Here is a 17112-nt window from a genome sequence, read left to right on the forward strand (position 1 = left end):
CCGTGTGGTTGTCAGTGCCTTCGTTTGTTCCGTTTTCCGCTAGGACGCGCACCCGGGCGCGGCGAGTAATCGTCGGACTCCCGACGGATTTCCTCGGGAGTCTTCCTGCCGCCGGTCGCGGCGACCGCGCGACGCTCCGCTTCCAGACGGGCACGCTCGGAGGCCGCGCCCGAACGCCGGGCGAGCACCTTCCTGGTGTGCGCCGCCACCGGACCGAACCGTTCCTTGATCGAGACGAGCACCGGCACGGCGAAGAAGATCGACGAGTAGGCGCCGACGATCATGCCGACCAGCTGGACGAGCGCCAGATCCTTCAGGGTGCCGACGCCGAGCAGCCACACCGCGATGACCAGCATGCCGATGATCGGCAGGATACCGATGATCGTGGTGTTGATCGAGCGCATCAGCGTCTGATTCGCGGCCAGGTTCGCCTGTTCGCCGTAGGTGCGTTTGGTCAGGTGCAGGACGCCCCTGGTGTTCTCCTCGACCTTGTCGAACACCACGACGTTGTCGTAGAGCACGTAGCCCAGAATCGTGAGCAGGCCGATCACCGCCGCCGGGGTCACCTCGAATCCGACCAGCGAATAGACGCCCGCGGTGACTATCAGGTTGAAGAACAGCGAGGTGATCGCCGCGATCGACATATCGCGTTCGAATCGGATCGCGATGTAGATCATCGTCAGCGCGACGAACACCAGCAGCGCGATCAGCGCCTGACGGGTGATCTGACTACCCCAGGTCTCGCTGATCTCCGCGATGCTGATCGCGTTGCGGCTCACCGTCCCGGAGGAATCCTTGGGCTGGAATGTCGTGAACAGCGCGTTCTGCAACTGTTCGGACTCCGTGAGGTCCAGCGTGTCCGAGCGGATCTGGATCGTCGCCGCGGCGCCGGAGCCGACCTTCTGCACCGAGACCGGGTCGTGGCCGAAGGTCGCGGAATAGACGTCTTCGGCCTTCTGCGTGGTGACGTTCTCGGCGGCAGGCAGCTGGATCCGCGAGCCGCCCTCGAAATCGATGCCGAGGGTGAACCCGCGAACCGCGATGCTCAGCAACGAGATCACGACGAACGCCGCGCTCAGCGCGTAGTAGAAACGCCGCCTACCGACGATCTCGAAACCGCCGGTGCCGGTGTAGAGGCGCTCGAAGATGCTGTGCTGGGGCGCGTGATCACGCTGCGGCTCGTCGTCGAACCTGTCCAGGGTGGGAGTGCTCATCGGGAAGTCTCCTTCACCGGAACGCCGCCCGCGCCGCGTTCCCTGGCTATCTGTTGCATCGCGCCGAGTCCGTTCACCGAGGGCTTGGACCACCACGGCGAACGCGAGGCAAGCATCATCAGCGGTGCGGTGACCAGGTAGAGCACGATCACGTCGAGCACGGTGGTGATACCGAGGGTGAACGCGAAACCCTTCACCTGACCCGCGGCGAGAATGTAGAGCACCACCGAGGCAATGAGGCTCACGGTCTTACCGGAGAGGTTGGTGCGCTGGGCCCGCGCCCAGCCGCGCGGCACCGCCGAACGGAAGCTGCGGCCTTCGCGCATCTCGTCCTTGATGCGTTCGAAGAACACGACGAAGGAGTCGGCGGTCAGACCGATACCGATGATCAGACCCGCGATACCGGCCAGGTCCAGGGTGAATCCGATCCATCGCCCGAGTAGCACGATGATCCCGTACACCGCGAAGCCCGCCGCGATCAGCGAGAACCCGGCGAGGAAACCGAGCATGCGGTAGTAGGCCAGGCAGTACAGCAGCACCACCGCCAGGCCGATCGCGCCCGCGAGCAGACCCGCGCGCAGCGAGGACAGACCCAGCGTCGCCGAGACCGTCTCCGCTTCCGAGGTCTGGAACGACAGGGGCAGCGAGCCGTACTTCAGGGTGTTGGCGAGTTCCTTGGAACTGGCCGCGGTGAAACTGCCGGAGATGGTGGTGCGACCACCCTGCTGCGGGCCCTGCTGCACGACGGGAGCCGAGACGACCCGCGAGTCGAGGACGAAGGCGACCCGCTTGTTGACCATCTCGCCGGTCAGCGCCGCCCAAGCATCGCTACCGCCGGATTTGAACTCCAGGTTGACCTCGTGCCGGGCCTGCTGCGAGTTCAGGCCCGCACTCGCGTCCTTGATCTCCTGGCCGTCGATGCGGCTGGGACCGAGCAGGTAGACCTCGGGATTCTCCGCACCGGGAATCGAGCAGGTGACCAGCGGCAATGTCGGATCGTCGTTACCGGCCAGCGGGTCGGGCTTGGCGCAGTCGATCGCGAGCATGGCGGCCTGCTGCACGGTGGGATCTGTGCTCTGCCTGGTCGCCCTGGCGTCGGCGATCTCCTTCTGCGCCTGTTCCTGGGTGGTCAGGTTGCCGTTGCCGGGAGGCGCGGGCGGCGAGGTGGGCGCCTGCGCGGGGAACACACGCGGCTGCGGGGCCGGGACGTCGGCGCCGGGGGCTTCCGCGACGGCCGGGGGCTCGGCAGCGGGCGGGGCGAGCACATCGCCCGCCGGGGGCGCGGGCACATCGCCCGCGGGCGGCGGAGGCACGTCGGTCGCCGGGGGCGCGGCGGGGTCGGTGGGCAGCGTGGCGGGAAGCTGCGGTGTGCCGGTGCCGGTACCCGCCGTTCCGGTCGCGATCTTCCCGTTCACCGTCTGCTTGGCGTCGAGGACGGGGCGGATGTACAGCTTGGCGGTGGTCGCGAGCGACCTGGCCTGCTGACTGTCGTCGCCCGGCACCGTGATCACCAGGTTGTCGCCGTCGATCAGGACTTCCGAGCCGGACACGCCGAGGCCGTTGACGCGGCTCTCGATGATGTCCTGGGCCTTGCGCAGGCTGTCCTGGCTCGGCTTGCTGCCGTCGGGCGTGCGGGCCGTCAACGTCACCCGGGTTCCACCCTGCAGGTCGATACCGAGTTTGGGTGTCGGGGAGTTGTCACCGGTGAAGAACACCAGCGCATAGATCACGGCCAGCAACGCGGCGTAGACGCCGAGCAACCGGAGCGGATGCGCCGATCCCTGAGAAGGTGGCACAGTACGTATCTCCTAGGCGGGAAGTCGAGGGTGGAACAAGCGGGCGCGCGTCGAACTCGCGATCGGCCACCCGCCGGAACATCGAGCGACGGCGGCGGACACGCCCCGCGCTGCCTGCGGGCACGGCACCCGCACGGCGACGTACCGGCGCGAACGCACCGGGACGGGCGATCTAGTCCTTGGTCAGCCGGGTCTCGGTCTGCGTGGCGGACTCCTCGACGGCCGGGATCTCGTCGCCGTCGTCGGCACCGGACTCGTCGGTACCGGACTTCGCGGAGATCGCTTCGTCGGCGCCGGTCTCGTCGGTCGTCTCCGCGGTGCGCACATCGCGGACGGCCGCGCGCAGCCAGGTGGTGACGACGTCTTCGGCGATCTCCAGATCGATGGTCTCGTCATCCAGGTCGATGACGGTTCCGTACAAACCCGACGTCGTGGTGACCGAGTCGCCGATCTTGAGGCTTTCCTGCATCGTCGAGACCTTCTCGGCCTCCCGCTTCTGACGGCGGACGCCGAGGAACATCGGCACGAGCAGGGCTACCAGCAGCAGCGGAAACAGGAGTTCCATCGTCGAAGTCAGTCCCTAGTTATCGGTGGGGATGGGCAGGTACTCACACAGTCTGCCAGTTCGTGTCACCGACGCCACACCCGCACACCCTCGACATCCCGCTGGTCGAGCGCACGCGGCTCGGCGGGCACCCCGGCGCGCCGATTCCGCCGGTGCGCTCGGACGATCTCAGGCGGAACGCGACGGCGTCTCGGCGCCGAATCCGAAGGTGTAATCCTCCAGCGGGAACCCGACCGCGCGACGATGGGTGCTGACGGTGCTGTTGGGGCGCAGCAGCGCCGCCTCGCCGTGCGGGTTGAAGTAGTAACTGCGGGCGGTGGAGCAATCGCCCGCGTAGAAGACCGAGGATCCGAGGCGTTCGGTGACCTCGGCGAGGAATCTGGCGTTGGCCGCCTCGGTGACCTCGAAGGTCTTCGCCCCGCGACGGCGCATCTCGCCCAGTAACCGGCCCATATGCTTCATCTGGGCCTCGATGGTGGTGAAGTAGGACAGGCCGCTGTAGGAATACGGACTGTTCAGGCTGAGGAAATTCGGGAACTCGGGCACGGTGATGCCCTCGTAGGCCTGGAAGCGGTTGTCGCGCCACCACTTTCCGAGGTCGCGCCCGTCACGGCCGATGATCTCGATGGCCGGGAAGTTCACGTCCCACAGGTCGAAGCCGGTGGCCAGGATCAAGGTGTCGATCTCGGTCTTGCGCCCGTCGGCGGTGACGATCCCGTCCACCTCGATGTGGTCGATGGAATCGGTCTCGAGCCGCACATCGGGCCGGTTGAACACGGCGAAGTAGGAATTCGAGAACGTCGGCCGCTTGCAGCCGAAGTCATAGTGCGGCGTGAGTTTCCTGCGAATCTCCTTGTCGCGCACCTGCACCCGCAGATGCGCCTTGGCCAGCAGTCCCGCCGCCCGGTTCAACGGTCTTGCCCGTTCGAAATGCAGCACGCCTAGGACCATCACCGCCTCGAGCAGGGAGGTGTTGACCATCCGCGCCACCTTCTGCGCGGCGGGCACCCTGGCGAACAACTTCTGCACCGGGGCCGGGATGGCCACATCGACCTTCGGGACCACCCAGATCGGTGTGCGCTGGAAGACGGTCAGCTCGGCGACCCTCGCCGCGGCCTCGGGAACCAGCTGGACCGCTGTCGCGCCGGTGCCGATGACGGCCGCCTTGCGCCCGGCGAGATCGAAATCGTCCTCCCACGCGGTGGTGTGGATGATCTTGCCCGCGAAGGACCCGATGCCGGGGAAGGGCGGGGTGTAGGGCTGGGACAGGAAGCCGGTCGCGGTGAGCAGATAGCGGCCCGTGACGGTCTCGCCGCCGGCCAGCGTGACCACCCACTGATCCTGATCGGCGTCCCAGCGGGCGCCGTCGACGACGACGCCGAAGCGCATCCGCCTGCGCAGGCCGTATTTGTCCGCGACGTGCGCGGCGTATTTCTTGAGTTCCGCGCCCGGCGCGAACAGGCGCGACCAGTACGGGTTGGGCTCGAAGGAATACGAATAGGTGACCGAGGCGATGTCGACGGCCAGACCCGGGTAGTGATTGACGTGCCAGGTACCGCCGAGATCGTTCTCGCGTTCCAGGATCACGTAATCGCTCAGGCCGAGCCGGTCGAGCTGGATGCCCGCGCCCATACCGCCGAACCCCGCACCGACCACGACCGCGTCGTACCGAGGTGCCACGTCGAACCTCCAAAGGTGAATCAACCGTCAGGGATCCAGTCTTGGCTGAATCATTCATCACAGAATGACGCATCATTCCGTTGCTGACGACTGTATCATCGGCCTGGTGACGAAGCCACCGACGCGGGCCGAACGACGCAAAGCCGAATTGCGCCAGGACATCATCGACACCGCCTTCGTCCAGTTCGCGGAACGCGGCTATCACGCCACCGGAATCGCCGATATCGCCACCGAACTCGGTATCGGCCACGGCACGTTCTATCGCTACTTCAGCAACAAGCGCGACATCATCGACCACGTCATCGACGATCTGGCCGCGCGTATCGTCGGCGCGCTCGGCACCGAGAACGCCCCGGACGCCGCGACCACACTCGATGAATACCGCGCGCAGATCGACCGGATCGGCGTCGCGCTGACGCACATACTCGTCGAGGATCGGCGGGTCGCCCAGTTGTTGCTCTTCCACGCGACGGGAATCGACGACGAACTGACCGCGCGGCTGTATGGGCTACTGGACACCGCCGACACCCTCACCGCGGGTTATCTGGAGCACGGAGTCGAACTCGGTTATCTCCGAGAGGATCTCGACACGCTGAATACCGCCCGGGCTATCACCGGCATGTTGCTCGCGGGCATCGTGCACGGACTGCGCGATCCGGACGATTCGGCGATAGCCGCGCTGAACGCGGCCATCCGCAGATTGCTCATCGACGGTGTTCGCAAGGACTGAGGAGCCGGGCCGGTGAGAGCTACAGTGTGGACACAGGCAGGACCGGTTCGCATGGGGGCGAAATGTTCACAAGAGACCGTGCAGTACGAAATACAGCCAACCGATCGGCCTCGGATGACGAGCCTGACACAATATCGCGGGTGATGACTCCCGAGGATGTGAGCCGGATCCACTTCGCCATGCCATCGGTGGGCCATCGCGGTTACGACGCGGACGAGGTGGACACCTTTCTGGAGTTGGTCGCGGCGACACTGGACGGGCGAGGCTCGATGACCGCCGACACCGTGCGCAATGTCGTCTTCGACGTCCCCCGCTTCGGCGGGCGCGGATATCAGGCCGATCAGGTCGACGAATTCCTCGACCGGGTGCGCGTCGAACTCGAATATCGCCAGCGCGGGCTACGGCCGGTGCCCGCGGGCGGAAGCGGATCGGATCGCCCCGCCCCGCTGCTCACCTTCGACGACGTGCACCTGATGCGATTCAGCCAGGCTCCGGTCGGGCACCGGGGTTATAACGAAGAAGAGGTGGACGCGTTCCTCGATCTCGTCGCGGCCACCCTGGTACACGGCGGACCGGGCAGCCTGACGGTCGGCGACGTGCAATCGGTGCAGTTCACCGACGCGCGGCTGGGGACGCGGGGATATCAGCGCGACGAGGTCGACGCCTTCCTCGACCTGGTCGTGATCGCGCTGGAACATATGGGACCGCGCCGCTGAACATCGCTCGCGCGGACAGGCGAGCGGCCCGATTCAGCCCTGGATGCTGTGCAGTTCGGCTTCGCGCAGATCGTCGGGGAAGACGTAGCGCTTGAAGGCCCAGAAACGGAACACCATCGCCAGCAGCACGCCGAGGATCTGGCCGGTGATGAAATTCGCGACCGCCTGGGTGACCGGACCGACGTGCGGCACCCGGATATTGAAGATGTAGAGCGAAATCGCCTGCGGGAGCAGTGTCACACCGATGCCGAGCGCGCTGACGGCGAAGAACAGCGCGGCCTCGTGATGACGCTGCCTGCCGCCGCGGGTCCGGAACGACCACTCGCGATTGAGCACGTAGGACGCGATCGTGGCGATCAGCACACCGAGAAGTCGTGCTGTCAGCGGCTTCTCGCCCAGGACGGTCAACTTCGTCGCGTACACCACACCGGTATCGATGAACCAGGTCAGTGCGCCGACCAAGGCGAACTTGAGCTTCTCCCGATGCAGGATCAGCTGGGAACGAACCGGCTCGGGCACTCGCTCGAGGACTGTCTGGACCACCGCCACCCGATCGACTCTAGCCCGCCGGACCCGACTCGGCCGCCCGGCCTGCGAGGTCCGCCGTCGAATCGGACACCGGGCGACCTCGGTGCGAGCGGGACCGAAGCCCGATTCAGTCGAATAGATCCAGAGTCGGGTGGGATTCGCGGCCACGAACCTCGATGGCGCCGAAGACGAGATCCGGGGGCGGAACCAGCCCGAGATGCTCCCAGGCCGCGGCGGTCGCGACCCGTCCCCTGGGCGTGCGGGCGATCATCCCCGCGCGGACGAGGAACGGTTCGCACACTTCCTCGACCGTCGCCGACTCCTCGCCGACGGCGACCGCGAGGGTGGAGACACCGACGGGTCCGCCACCGAAACTGCGGACCAGCGCGCCGAGCACGGCGCGGTCGAGACGGTCCAGGCCGAGGGTGTCCACGTCGTACACCTCGAGCGCGGCTCGGGCGATCGCCCTGTTCACCCGCCCGTCGGCGCGGACCTCGGCGTAGTCGCGGACCCGGCGCAGCAGACGGTTCGCGATACGGGGCGTGCCACGGGAACGGCCCGCGATCTCGGCGGCGGCCTCGACGTCGATCTCGACGCCGAGGATCTGGGCCGAGCGTTGCAGGATCAGCAGCAGTTCGGGCGGCTCGTAGAAATCCATGTGGCCGGTGAAACCGAAGCGGTCGCGCAGCGGACCGGTCAGCGCGCCGGACCTGGTCGTCGCGCCCACCAGCGTGAACGGGGCGATATCGAGTGGGATAGAGGTGGCGCCGGGCCCTTTGCCGACGACGACGTCGACCCGGAAATCCTCCATCGCCAGGTACAGCATCTCCTCGGCGGGCCGGGCGATGCGGTGGATCTCGTCGATGAACAGGACATCGCCTTCGACCAGATTGCTCAGCATCGCGGCCAGATCGCCCGCGCGTTCCAGCGCCGGACCGGAAGTCAGGCGCAGCGCCGTGCCCAATTCGCCCGCGATGATCATCGCCATACTCGTCTTACCGAGTCCCGGCGGTCCGGAGAGCAGCACGTGATCGGGGGTGCTGCCACGCTGCTTCGCGCCGCGCAGCACCAGCGTGAGTTGTTCGCGGACACGCTGCTGGCCGATGAAGTCGTCGAGCGATTTCGGGCGAAGGCTCGCCTCGACCTCCCCGTCCGACCGCAGGTAACTCGCGGTGACCTGGGATTCGGGCGATTCCTCTTCGTATTCCATATCCGTTGCCGCCTAGCGGTTCTTACCGAGCAGATTCAGCGCCGCGCGCAACGCGACGGAGGTCCCCGCGGCCGGCTGTTCGGCCAGCACGGTGTCGACGGCCTGCTCGGCCTGTTTGAGCGGGAAACTGAGCCCGGTCAACGCCTCGATCACCTGATCGCGCACCGGGGCGATCGCCGGTGTCACCGATCCGGGTGGGCCCGCCTGCACCGGAACGAGATTCACCTTGTCGCGCAATTCGACGACCATGCGCTCGGCCCCGCGTTTGCCGATGCCGGGCACCCTGGTCAGCGCCGCCACATTGCTCTCGGCCAGCGCCTTGCGCAGCGCCTCCGGTTCGAGCACGGCCAGTACCGCCATGGCCAGCCGTGGCCCGACACCGGACACCGTCTGCAACAGCCCGAACAGGTCGCGCGCTTCGGTGTCGGCGAAGCCGAACAGGGTCATCGAATCCTCGCGGACGATCATCGAGGTGTAGAGCCGGGTGTCCTCGCCACGGGTCAGCGTGGCCAGGGTGGCGGGTGTGGCGTTGAGCCGGTAGCCCACCCCGGCCGCCTCGATCACCACGTGGTCGAGCGCGACCTCGAGCACCTCACCGCGTACCGACGCGATCACCCGCCCACCACCTTCCGTTGTTCGGCGAGCCGCTGTGCCTGTTGGGCGGCGAGCCGTTCGGTGTACCGCCGCTGTGCCGCGGCGGCCTGCGCCTCGACCGCGGCCATCCGGGCCAGCAGCGGCGCCCGCCAACAATGACAGATCGCCAGGGCGAGCGCATCGGCCGCGTCGGCGGGTTTCGGCGCGACCGCGAGTCCGAGGATCCGGGTGACCATCGCCGTCACCTGCGCCTTGTCCGCGGTGCCGCTGCCGGTGACCGCCGCCTTCACCTCGCTCGGGGTATGGAACGCCACCGGGATGCCCCGGCGCGCGGCCGCGAGCGCGATCACCCCGCCCGCCTGCGCGGTACCCATCGCGGTCCGCACATTGTGCTGGGCGAAGACGCGTTCGATGGCCACCGCCTCGGGCCGGTGGGTGTCCATCCAGGACTCGGCGGCGTCGGCGACCTGGAGCAGGCGATGCGCCAGATCGAGTTCGGGCGGTGTCCGGACGACGTCGACGGCGATGGCGGTGACCTTCCGTCCGACGCCGCCGTCCACCATGCTGAGCCCGCACCGGGTGAGCCCGGGGTCGACGCCCATCACCCGCACGAAAACCCCTCTCGCAGACACGAACAACTGTTCGAGAGTCTAGTGGATGGGGTTCGGGCGGGTCACCAACGACACGGACGACCGGCCGGGACGGGTCGTGCGCGGTCAGTCCGCGTAGGTGCAGGTCGCGGAGCCGATGGCCGTCTCCTCGTCGACGACCCTGCCGCCCAGCAGGATTCGGCAGGTGATCTTGCCGGTATCGGTGCCGGACTTGACCCTGATGCCCGCCCAACCGGCCGAGTCGGTGATCGACTGCCGCCACGGCAGCGCGGCACCGGGGACCTCGGTGAGCTTGTCGGTACCGACGTTGTAGCTGATATGGGCGGTTTCCGCGGTTCCGGAGACCTCGTAGACATAGGTGACCGTGTCCTCCTCGCCGCCACCGACGGCGAAGAGGATTCCGACCCCCGCGATCACGAGGACGACGGCGGCAGCGGCGATCACGATTACCCGCGTAAGCGGGTTGCGCGGCGAATCCTGTGCTCGTTCGAGTTGACGTGGCGTATTGCGGTTCTCCATCGAGTTCCTCCCTGCGCTCCACTCGATCGAGGCGACTCTACCCCGGCGTCACGTGGCCGAGAGTTGATCTTCGAATATTCCAAAAGCGTTGTGGTCGAACACAACAAGACGTATTTCGCGCACCGCCGTCGGGGTCGATCGAACGGTGTCGATCGCGATGCGCGCACCGTCGTCGATGGGCCAGCCGTAGATTCCGGTGGAGATGGCCGGGAACGCGACCGTCTCGGCACCCAATTCGTCTGCTACACGCAAGGATTCGTGATAGCAGGAGGCGAGCAGATCGGAGCGGTCCTCGGTGGCCGACCACACCGGACCGACGGTGTGGATCACCCAGCGGGCGGGCAGCCGTCCCGCGGTGGTGGCGACGGCCTGTCCGGTCCGTAAACCCTTGCCGTAGTGAGAAGCTCTCAAAGCCCTGCACGCGGCGAGGATTTCCGGCCCGCCTTTCCGATGGATCGCGCCGTCCACTCCCCCGCCGCCGAGCAGCGAGGAATTCGCGGCGTTGACCACGGCGTCGACGGATTGTTCGGTGATGTCACCGCGGACGAGCGTCACAGAGACCATGACCCCATTCTGCCGACCGACATCGCGGGCGGACACCCTCGACAAAAGGTAACCAAGTGGTTACGCTTCTGTCGTGGACGAGGTGGCTGGAGCGATCGCCGATCCGGTCCGGCGGCGGATCCTGGAACTGCTGCGCGCGAACCGGCTCACCGCGGGCGCCATCGCGGCGGAATTCCGGATCAGCAGGCCCGCGATCAGCAGGCATCTGCGGGTGCTGCGCGAAAGCGGTCTCGTGCGCGACGAACTGGAAGGCAGGCAGCGCTACTACACGCTCGATCGGGCGGCGTTGACCGAACTCGCGGACTGGATCGCCGCGATCACGCGCGCGGACACCTGGTCCGGGCATCTCGACGCATTGGAGACCGAGGTCTACCGGACCAGGCGCGAACACCGCGCCGCAGCGGTCGACCCGGATACGACGAAGGAGAACACGGCATGACCACACCTTCCGGCCGACTGTTCGGCACCGAGGCGGGCGCCGACCTGGTCCTGCGACGCAGCTACAGAGCCCCGATCGAGGACGTCTGGGCGAGCCTGACCGAATCCGAGCGCACCGCGCGGTGGTACGGCCCTTGGGAAGGGCAGGCGGGCCCCGGCCGGATGATCAAGGTCCAGATGGCCTTCGAGGAGGGCGAACCGTGGACAGAGATGCGCATCGGCGCGTGCGAACCGCCGCGGCGGCTGGAGATCTCGGCCGTCGACGAGGAGGGTTCGTGGTTCCTCGAATTCGCGCTCACCGAATCGGGCGGGGGCACCGAACTGCGGTTCACCCAGCACCTGAACAGCCCGAAAGAACTCGGGATGGTCTCGCACGTCGGTCCCGGCTGGGAGTACTACCTCGACCTGTTCGGCACCGCGCGCGACGGCGCGCAACCACCCGACTTCGACGACTACTTCCCGTCGATGCGCGCCTACTACGAGGGCCTCACCCCGGAATAGACGCGAACCGGGGCGGTCCGCGCCGTGCGGACCGCCCCGGTTCGAGCGTGATCAGTCCTCGTCGAGCTGTGCGAGCACCTCGTCGGACAGGTCGACATTGGTGTAGACGTTCTGCACGTCGTCGCTGTCCTCCAGCGCGTCGACCAGTTTGAAGACCTTGCGGGCCCCGTCGACGTCGACCGGCACGCTCACCGAGGGCTGGAAACCGGACTCGGCGGAGTCGTAGTCGATGCCCGCGGCCTGCAACGCCTTGCGGACCGGAATCAGATCGGTCGGCTCGCTGACGACCTCGAAGCCGTCACCGAGGTCGTTGACCTCTTCGGCACCCGCGTCGAGTACCGCCAGCAGCACGTCGTCCTCGGAGAGACCGTTCTTCTCCAGCGTGACGATGCCCTTGCGGTGGAACAGGTAGGCGACCGAACCCGGATCGGCCATATTGCCGCCGTTGCGGGTCATCGCGACCCTGACCTCGCCCGCGGCGCGATTGCGGTTGTCGGTGAGGCATTCGATCAGGACCGCGACACCGTTGGGGCCGTAACCCTCGTACATGATCGTCTGCCAGTCGGCGCCGCCCGCCTCTTCACCACCGCCGCGCTTACGGGCACGTTCGATGTTGTCGTTCGGGACCGACGACTTCTTCGCCTTCTGGATGGCGTCGTACAGCGTCGGGTTGCCATCCGGGTCACCGCCACCGGTTCGAGCCGCGACCTCGATGTTCTTGATCAGCTTCGCGAAGAGTTTTCCCCGCTTGGCGTCGATCGCGGCCTTCTTGTGCTTGGTGGTGGCCCATTTGGAGTGGCCGCTCATTCCCTACTTCCTTCAGGTCGGTAGCGCGTCTGGACGTCGGTGCGTTACCCGCGGCGCAGCGGCGAACCCGGAGGTTTCGGCCGTCGCGGCCGAACGGACAACTCCACCAGCCTAATGGACGCCGTCCGGCCCGATCCGTCCGCCGCCCACACCGGCCACTCAGCCGCCCGATCGCGCGGCGCGCACGATATCGACGAACATGCCGTGTACCCGCAGATCACCGGTCACCTCCGGGTGGAACGAGGTGGCGAGCACATTGCCCTCGCGCACGGCGACGATCCGGCCCGCGCACGGTCCGCTCGGCACGGTCGCGAGCACGTCGACCCCGGGCCCGGCCCGCTCGACCCACGGCGCGCGGATGAACACCGCGCGCATCGGCCCGTCGTCCAGGCCCGCGAAGTCGAGATCGGTCTCGAACGAGTCGACCTGACGTCCGAAGGCGTTGCGGCGCACTGTCATATCGACGCCGGAAAGATGTTCGGCATCGGGTCGGGTGTCGAGCACCTCCGAGGCCAGCAGGATCATGCCCGCGCAGGAACCGAAGGCGGGCATACCGTTTCGCAGCCGGGCGCGCAGCGGCTCGAGCAGTTCGAAAACGGTCAGCAGTTTGCTGATCGTGGTCGACTCACCACCCGGCAGCACGAGTCCGTCGACGGCGGCCAGCTCCGATTCCCTGCGCACCAGCACGGGGTCGGCGCCGCAATGGGTCAGGGCCGCCATATGTTCGCGCACGTCACCCTGCAGGGCCAGCACTCCGACCGTAGGGCGCGAGGTCGGCGCGGCGGTATCGACGGCGGGTTCGGTGACCGAGGATGCGTTCACCTCGCAGAGCTTACGAGCAGCGTCGCTGTGTCCCCGCTCACGGTGACGCCGCCGATACTCAGTCCTCGCGCAGGTTGCGGATCAGACCTTCCTGGACGACAGCGGCGACCAGTTCGCCCCGGCGATTGAAGATCTTGCCGCCGGTGAGACCCCGGCCGAAACTTGCCGAGGGCGAGGACTGGTCGTAGAGCAGCCAGTCGTCGGCGCGGAACGGGCGCAGGAACCACATGGCGTGGTCGAGCGAAGCGTTCTGGGTCGGCTCGTCCGGGTGGATCACCTTGGAGGAACCGAGCAGCGTCATATCGCTCATGTAGGCGAGAGTGCAGACGTGGAACAGCGGGTCGTCGGGCAGCGCGTGCCGGTAGCGGAACCAGACCTGCTGCGGGGAGACGACACCGTCCCGCGCGGGCACCTCGTCCAGGGGCACCGGGCGGACATCCCAGTGTTCCCATTCGCGCATCGCCCACAGCCGCTCCGGGCTCAGGCCGAACTGCACATCGGAGAGTTCGTCGGGCAGTTTCACCACCGGCATCACGTCCTGGTGCGTGGGACCAGCGTCACCGACGTGGAACGAGGCCGACATCGTGAAGATCGCGTCGCCGTCCTGGACACCGGTGACCCGGCGGGTGCAGAAGGACCGGCCGTCACGGATCCGCTCGACCAGGTACACGGTGCGTTCCTGGGGGTTGCCCGGCCGCAGGAAGTAGCCGTGCAGGGAATGCACCTGGTAACGCGGTTCGACGGTGCGCACCGCCGCCACCAGCGCCTGACCCGCGACCTGTCCGCCGAACGTGCGCTCCAACTGGGTCTTCGTGGACGCACCACGGAAGATGTCCCGCTCCAGCCGTTCGATCTCGAGCGCCTCTTCGATTGTCGCCATGGGCTGAGATTAGCCCGCCGTGGATTAGCCCGCCGTGGCGCGTTCACCTCGGTCGGCCGCTGGGGCGGCGATCACACCGCAACCCTCGCGCCGGGATCGGGAGTGCCGCCCGCGTCACCGGGAAGTTCCTTTGTTCTGATGGTCGGGTGCCGAATTTCGTTGCGATCACCCAGGACCGACTGGCCGAATCGGTCACCGCCGCCGTCATCGATCGAACCGGGCACACGGTGATCGCCGTCGACGGGGCCGACGCCGCGGATCCGGTCGCGCTCGCGCGGCGTTTCGCCGACTCCCTGCGCGAGGTCGGGCGCGGCGCGGACGTCGTCGCGCTGCACGATTTCGTCCGCCCGGCCTCACTGCGGCTCGAATTCGGCCGCGACGACGAAATGTCCTATCGCACGGCGTGGTTCGATTACGCCGCGTTACGGCGCGAAGTTCTCGACGCGTTGCGCGACGACGACCGCTGGCTGCCCGCGCTGTGGAACGAACGCGACGATCGTTCCGCGCGAACGCCGATCCGGCACGCGCGTCCCGGCACCGTGCTCGTCGTCGCGGGCCCGATGCTGCTCGGGCGCGATCTGGACTTCGATCTGACCGTTCGGCTCGACATGTCCGAGGCCGCGCTTCGCCGCAGGACCCCGGACTCCGAGCACTGGACCATCGAGCCCCTGCTGCGGTATCGGCGGGAGAATCCGGTCACCGCGGATTTCTCGGTGCGATGGGACCATCCGGACCGGCCCGCGCTGCTGGACCCACCCCGTGGAGAGAACCGGCGGTGATCACCGCCGGGGACTCTCGACGCCGGGGGCTCGCCGGGCTTCGACTTCGGTGACCGACCGCCGCTCGTTCTCGAACGCGGGGTGCAGCCTCGGCATCGATGGCGATGCCACCGAGGGGATCATGCATTGATGCGCATATCCTAGTAGGAAGATGTATCGCACCACACGTACATGACACGGCCGGGACCGCGCTCGGATCAGCTACAGGCGACCGACTGCTGACCCAAGTTGGTCAGCATCGTGCACGCCCACGCCTTCTGCACCTTCCACGTGCCGTTCTCCGCGACGAACGGGACGTCGGCGATGTTCTCCTGGCCGTTCAGAATCAGCTTCGCCTTGGCGTTGAGGGTGTCGCCGAACGCGGTGACCTCGGTGATCTCGACCTTCGCGTCGGTGCTCTTGTACGCCTCGGCGAGGCGGTTGGGTAGGTCGGGATCGGCCTCGACGCCCTGCACCATCTCCAGCTTCTCCGAGGACGGGATACTCGGATCGAGCGCCTTCTGCAGTTCCGCGTTCAACGCGGCGGGGGTGGGAGTCGGCGGGAGGTCGGCGGTCGGCGCGGCGACCTTGGCGCTGGTCGAGGCGCGTGCGGACTCGGCGTTGTTCGAGCTGTCGTCGGTGCCGCAGGCGGTGAGGCCGAGCGCGGCGGTGACGGCCAGGCTCGCTATCGCGATACGTCCGGTCTTACGAAGCTTCAACTGCTCGTCCTTTGCGTTCGTCGGTCCGAAACTCGTGCCGCGACGTCCGGGGTGAACGTCACCGGATGTCCACGGCACCGGATCCGAAGCTATCCAGCGGTTCTGTGGGAACGGTAAGGCTCCGATGTGCCTGTCCGAAGAGTCGGCCCGCGACAGCGTCGGCCGCGCCTCGAAATCGTTCCCGCACCGCCACACTCGCGCCGGAAACGGCGAAACGACCGCCGATGATCGACGGTCGTTTCGCTGAGATCGTCGCGCGGACTACCAGCCGCGCTCGGCCAGCCGGTGCGGCTGGGCGATCTCCTCGACGTTGATGCCGACCATCGCCTCACCGAGACCGCGCGACACCTTGGCGAGCACATCCGGATCGTCGTAGAAGGTGGTGGCCTTGACGATGGCGGCGGCACGCTCGGCCGGATTGCCGGATTTGAAGATGCCGGAGCCGACGAAGACGCCTTCCGCGCCGAGTTGCATCATCATGGCGGCGTCGGCGGGGGTGGCGATACCGCCAGCGGTGAACAGAACGACCGGCAGCTTGCCGGTTTCGGCGATCTCACGCACGAGTTCGTAGGGCGCCTGCAACTCCTTCGCGGCGACGAACAGTTCGTCGGCGGGCAGCGACGAGAGTTTGCGGATCTCCTGGCGGATCCGGCGCATGTGGGTGGTGGCGTTGGACACGTCACCGGTGCCCGCCTCCCCCTTCGACCGGATCATCGCCGCGCCCTCGGTGATGCGACGCAGCGCCTCACCGAGATTGGTGGCGCCGCACACGAACGGAATCGTGTAGTTCCACTTGTCGATGTGGTTCTCGTAGTCGGCGGGGGTCAGCACCTCGGACTCGTCGATGTAGTCGACGCCGAGGCTCTGCAGGATCTGGGCCTCCACGAAATGGCCTATGCGGACCTTCGCCATCACCGGGATGGAGACCGCGGCGATGATCCCCTCGATCATGTCCGGATCGCTCATCCGGGAGACGCCGCCCTGGGCCCGGATATCGGCCGGAACCCGCTCGAGCGCCATCACCGCGACAGCGCCCGCGTCTTCGGCGATCTTGGCCTGCTCGGCGGTGACGACATCCATGATCACCCCACCCTTGAGCATCTCGGCCATTCCGCGCTTCACGCGGGCGGTGCCGACGGTGTTGGTGGTTTCGGGCGTGGTCACGGCTAACTCCTGGGTCATTGGCGCCAATCGGGTCGCTCGGATGGAAATCGACCCAATTCTAGGCGTGCCGGAAATGCCACTTGATAGCCAGTTGCGGACCACTGGTCTGGTCGGCGCGGGGCGCGAGCGACGAAACCCCCGGCGCGAGGCCGCGGTGGACCTCTCCGGGGCGAGCGGCAGCCACGGACCCCGGCCGCATGGATCGCACCGCGACCGACGATCGCCGAACGAATCCGCTTGTCCCGCAAGCGAACCGTCAGCTACACCGGTTCGGTCAGATCGGATCGACGACCAGC

At 67.2% G+C, this 17112-nt stretch carries 20 protein-coding genes; 5 read left to right on the top strand and 15 right to left on the bottom strand.

Annotated elements, in window-relative coordinates; genetic code table 11:
* Positions 1 to 11 precede the first annotated feature (11 nt).
* The 4 genes from secF to OG225_RS22775 form a co-directional block, all read right to left on the bottom strand.
* A complete protein-coding gene (gene secF / locus OG225_RS22760; protein ID WP_405177178.1) occupies positions 12 to 1214 on the bottom strand; it encodes a protein translocase subunit SecF in 1203 nt (400 codons plus the stop codon).
* Complete coding sequence (gene secD, locus OG225_RS22765) at positions 1211 to 3010, bottom strand: protein translocase subunit SecD (protein ID WP_405177179.1); 1800 nt, start codon at positions 3008 to 3010, stop codon at positions 1211 to 1213. The genes secF and secD overlap by 4 nt, the downstream gene beginning before the upstream one ends.
* A 172-nt stretch (positions 3011 to 3182) precedes the next feature.
* Positions 3183 to 3575 carry a preprotein translocase subunit YajC gene (gene yajC / locus OG225_RS22770; RefSeq protein WP_405177180.1) on the bottom strand — a complete coding sequence of 131 codons (393 nt, stop codon included), beginning with the start codon at positions 3573 to 3575 and terminating at the stop codon, positions 3183 to 3185.
* 168 nt (positions 3576 to 3743) lie between these two features.
* Entirely contained in the window at positions 3744 to 5255 is a 1512-nt protein-coding gene (locus OG225_RS22775) for a flavin-containing monooxygenase (protein WP_405177181.1), read from the bottom strand.
* Between the two features lie 64 nt (positions 5256 to 5319).
* On the opposite strand from OG225_RS22775, the gene OG225_RS22780 reads away from it, so the two are divergent.
* Both OG225_RS22780 and OG225_RS22785 read left to right on the top strand, forming a co-directional pair.
* Positions 5320 to 5985, top strand: coding sequence for a TetR/AcrR family transcriptional regulator (locus OG225_RS22780; RefSeq protein WP_405177182.1), 666 nt, complete (start codon positions 5320 to 5322; stop codon positions 5983 to 5985).
* Positions 5986 to 6128: 143 nt separating this feature from the next.
* On the top strand, positions 6129 to 6701 hold the full coding sequence (locus OG225_RS22785) for a DivIVA domain-containing protein (RefSeq protein WP_405183338.1): 573 nt from the start codon (positions 6129 to 6131) through the stop codon (positions 6699 to 6701).
* Positions 6702 to 6734: 33 nt separating this feature from the next.
* Here the strand turns inward: OG225_RS22785 and OG225_RS22790 are convergent, their stop codons facing one another.
* From OG225_RS22790 to OG225_RS22815, 6 genes are all read right to left on the bottom strand, one after another.
* Positions 6735 to 7250, bottom strand: coding sequence for a GtrA family protein (locus OG225_RS22790; RefSeq protein ID WP_216906988.1), 516 nt, complete (start codon positions 7248 to 7250; stop codon positions 6735 to 6737).
* A 106-nt stretch (positions 7251 to 7356) separates the two neighbouring features.
* On the bottom strand, positions 7357 to 8439 hold the full coding sequence (gene ruvB, locus OG225_RS22795) for a Holliday junction branch migration DNA helicase RuvB (protein WP_405177183.1): 1083 nt from the start codon (positions 8437 to 8439) through the stop codon (positions 7357 to 7359).
* 12 nt (positions 8440 to 8451) lie between these two features.
* On the bottom strand, positions 8452 to 9054 hold the full coding sequence (gene ruvA / locus OG225_RS22800) for a Holliday junction branch migration protein RuvA (RefSeq protein WP_216906992.1): 603 nt from the start codon (positions 9052 to 9054) through the stop codon (positions 8452 to 8454).
* A complete protein-coding gene (gene ruvC, locus OG225_RS22805; RefSeq protein ID WP_405183339.1) occupies positions 9051 to 9644 on the bottom strand; it encodes a crossover junction endodeoxyribonuclease RuvC in 594 nt (197 codons plus the stop codon). Before ruvC ends, ruvA begins: the two co-directional genes overlap by 4 nt.
* A 105-nt stretch (positions 9645 to 9749) precedes the next feature.
* The gene (locus tag OG225_RS22810) at positions 9750 to 10163 is read right to left on the bottom strand and encodes an MmpS family transport accessory protein (RefSeq protein WP_405177184.1); all 414 of its coding nucleotides are present in this window, start codon (positions 10161 to 10163) and stop codon (positions 9750 to 9752) included.
* Positions 10164 to 10211: 48 nt separating this feature from the next.
* The gene (locus OG225_RS22815) at positions 10212 to 10727 is read right to left on the bottom strand and encodes an O-acetyl-ADP-ribose deacetylase (RefSeq protein WP_405177185.1); all 516 of its coding nucleotides are present in this window, start codon (positions 10725 to 10727) and stop codon (positions 10212 to 10214) included.
* A 73-nt stretch (positions 10728 to 10800) separates the two neighbouring features.
* On the opposite strand from OG225_RS22815, the gene OG225_RS22820 reads away from it, so the two are divergent.
* Together OG225_RS22820 and OG225_RS22825 are read left to right on the top strand one after the other, a co-directional pair.
* Positions 10801 to 11166, top strand: coding sequence for a metalloregulator ArsR/SmtB family transcription factor (locus OG225_RS22820; RefSeq protein ID WP_405177186.1), 366 nt, complete (start codon positions 10801 to 10803; stop codon positions 11164 to 11166).
* Entirely contained in the window at positions 11163 to 11666 is a 504-nt protein-coding gene (locus OG225_RS22825) for an SRPBCC family protein (RefSeq protein WP_405177187.1), read from the top strand. The genes OG225_RS22820 and OG225_RS22825 overlap by 4 nt, the downstream gene beginning before the upstream one ends.
* Positions 11667 to 11717: 51 nt before the next feature.
* Here the strand turns inward: OG225_RS22825 and OG225_RS22830 are convergent, their stop codons facing one another.
* The 3 genes from OG225_RS22830 to OG225_RS22840 form a co-directional block, all read right to left on the bottom strand.
* Positions 11718 to 12473, bottom strand: coding sequence for a YebC/PmpR family DNA-binding transcriptional regulator (locus OG225_RS22830; RefSeq protein ID WP_216907003.1), 756 nt, complete (start codon positions 12471 to 12473; stop codon positions 11718 to 11720).
* A 159-nt stretch (positions 12474 to 12632) separates the two neighbouring features.
* Positions 12633 to 13295: a pyridoxal 5'-phosphate synthase glutaminase subunit PdxT gene (gene pdxT, locus OG225_RS22835; protein WP_405177188.1), complete on the bottom strand. Its 663-nt coding sequence runs from the start codon at positions 13293 to 13295 to the stop codon at positions 12633 to 12635.
* A 58-nt stretch (positions 13296 to 13353) separates the two neighbouring features.
* Entirely contained in the window at positions 13354 to 14175 is an 822-nt protein-coding gene (locus OG225_RS22840; RefSeq protein ID WP_405177189.1) for an acyl-CoA thioesterase, read from the bottom strand.
* A 146-nt stretch (positions 14176 to 14321) separates the two neighbouring features.
* Here OG225_RS22840 and OG225_RS22845 point away from each other — a divergent pair, with 146 nt between their 5' ends.
* Positions 14322 to 14954 (top strand): hypothetical protein, encoded by a 633-nt coding sequence (locus tag OG225_RS22845; RefSeq protein WP_405177190.1) that lies wholly within the window; start codon positions 14322 to 14324, stop codon positions 14952 to 14954.
* Positions 14955 to 15151: 197 nt separating this feature from the next.
* Here the strand turns inward: OG225_RS22845 and OG225_RS22850 are convergent, their stop codons facing one another.
* Entirely contained in the window at positions 15152 to 15652 is a 501-nt protein-coding gene (locus OG225_RS22850) for a hypothetical protein (RefSeq protein WP_216907011.1), read from the bottom strand.
* 261 nt (positions 15653 to 15913) lie between these two features.
* Positions 15914 to 16834, bottom strand: a complete 921-nt coding sequence (gene pdxS / locus OG225_RS22855) for a pyridoxal 5'-phosphate synthase lyase subunit PdxS (protein ID WP_216907013.1) — start codon at positions 16832 to 16834, stop codon at positions 15914 to 15916.
* Positions 16835 to 17112: the final 278 nt, after the last annotated feature.

It is taken from the genome of Nocardia sp. NBC_01377 (assembly GCF_045040005.1).
Taxonomy (GTDB): Bacteria; Actinomycetota; Actinomycetes; order Mycobacteriales; family Mycobacteriaceae; genus Nocardia; species Nocardia noduli.

Coding starts and splice junctions, on each gene's coding strand:
- OG225_RS22825 (WP_405177187.1), top strand. CDS start 11,163: ATGACCACACCTTCCGGCCGACTGTTCGGCACCGAGGCGGGCGCCGAC.
- secF (WP_405177178.1), bottom strand. CDS start 1,214: ATGAGCACTCCCACCCTGGACAGGTTCGACGACGAGCCGCAGCGTGAT.
- OG225_RS22830 (WP_216907003.1), bottom strand. CDS start 12,473: ATGAGCGGCCACTCCAAATGGGCCACCACCAAGCACAAGAAGGCCGCG.
- OG225_RS22780 (WP_405177182.1), top strand. CDS start 5,320: ATGACGCATCATTCCGTTGCTGACGACTGTATCATCGGCCTGGTGACG.
- pdxS (WP_216907013.1), bottom strand. CDS start 16,834: ATGACCCAGGAGTTAGCCGTGACCACGCCCGAAACCACCAACACCGTC.
- OG225_RS22840 (WP_405177189.1), bottom strand. CDS start 14,175: ATGGCGACAATCGAAGAGGCGCTCGAGATCGAACGGCTGGAGCGGGAC.
- OG225_RS22815 (WP_405177185.1), bottom strand. CDS start 10,727: ATGGTCTCTGTGACGCTCGTCCGCGGTGACATCACCGAACAATCCGTC.
- OG225_RS22785 (WP_405183338.1), top strand. CDS start 6,129: ATGACTCCCGAGGATGTGAGCCGGATCCACTTCGCCATGCCATCGGTG.
- ruvB (WP_405177183.1), bottom strand. CDS start 8,439: ATGGAATACGAAGAGGAATCGCCCGAATCCCAGGTCACCGCGAGTTAC.
- OG225_RS22810 (WP_405177184.1), bottom strand. CDS start 10,163: ATGGAGAACCGCAATACGCCACGTCAACTCGAACGAGCACAGGATTCG.
- yajC (WP_405177180.1), bottom strand. CDS start 3,575: ATGGAACTCCTGTTTCCGCTGCTGCTGGTAGCCCTGCTCGTGCCGATG.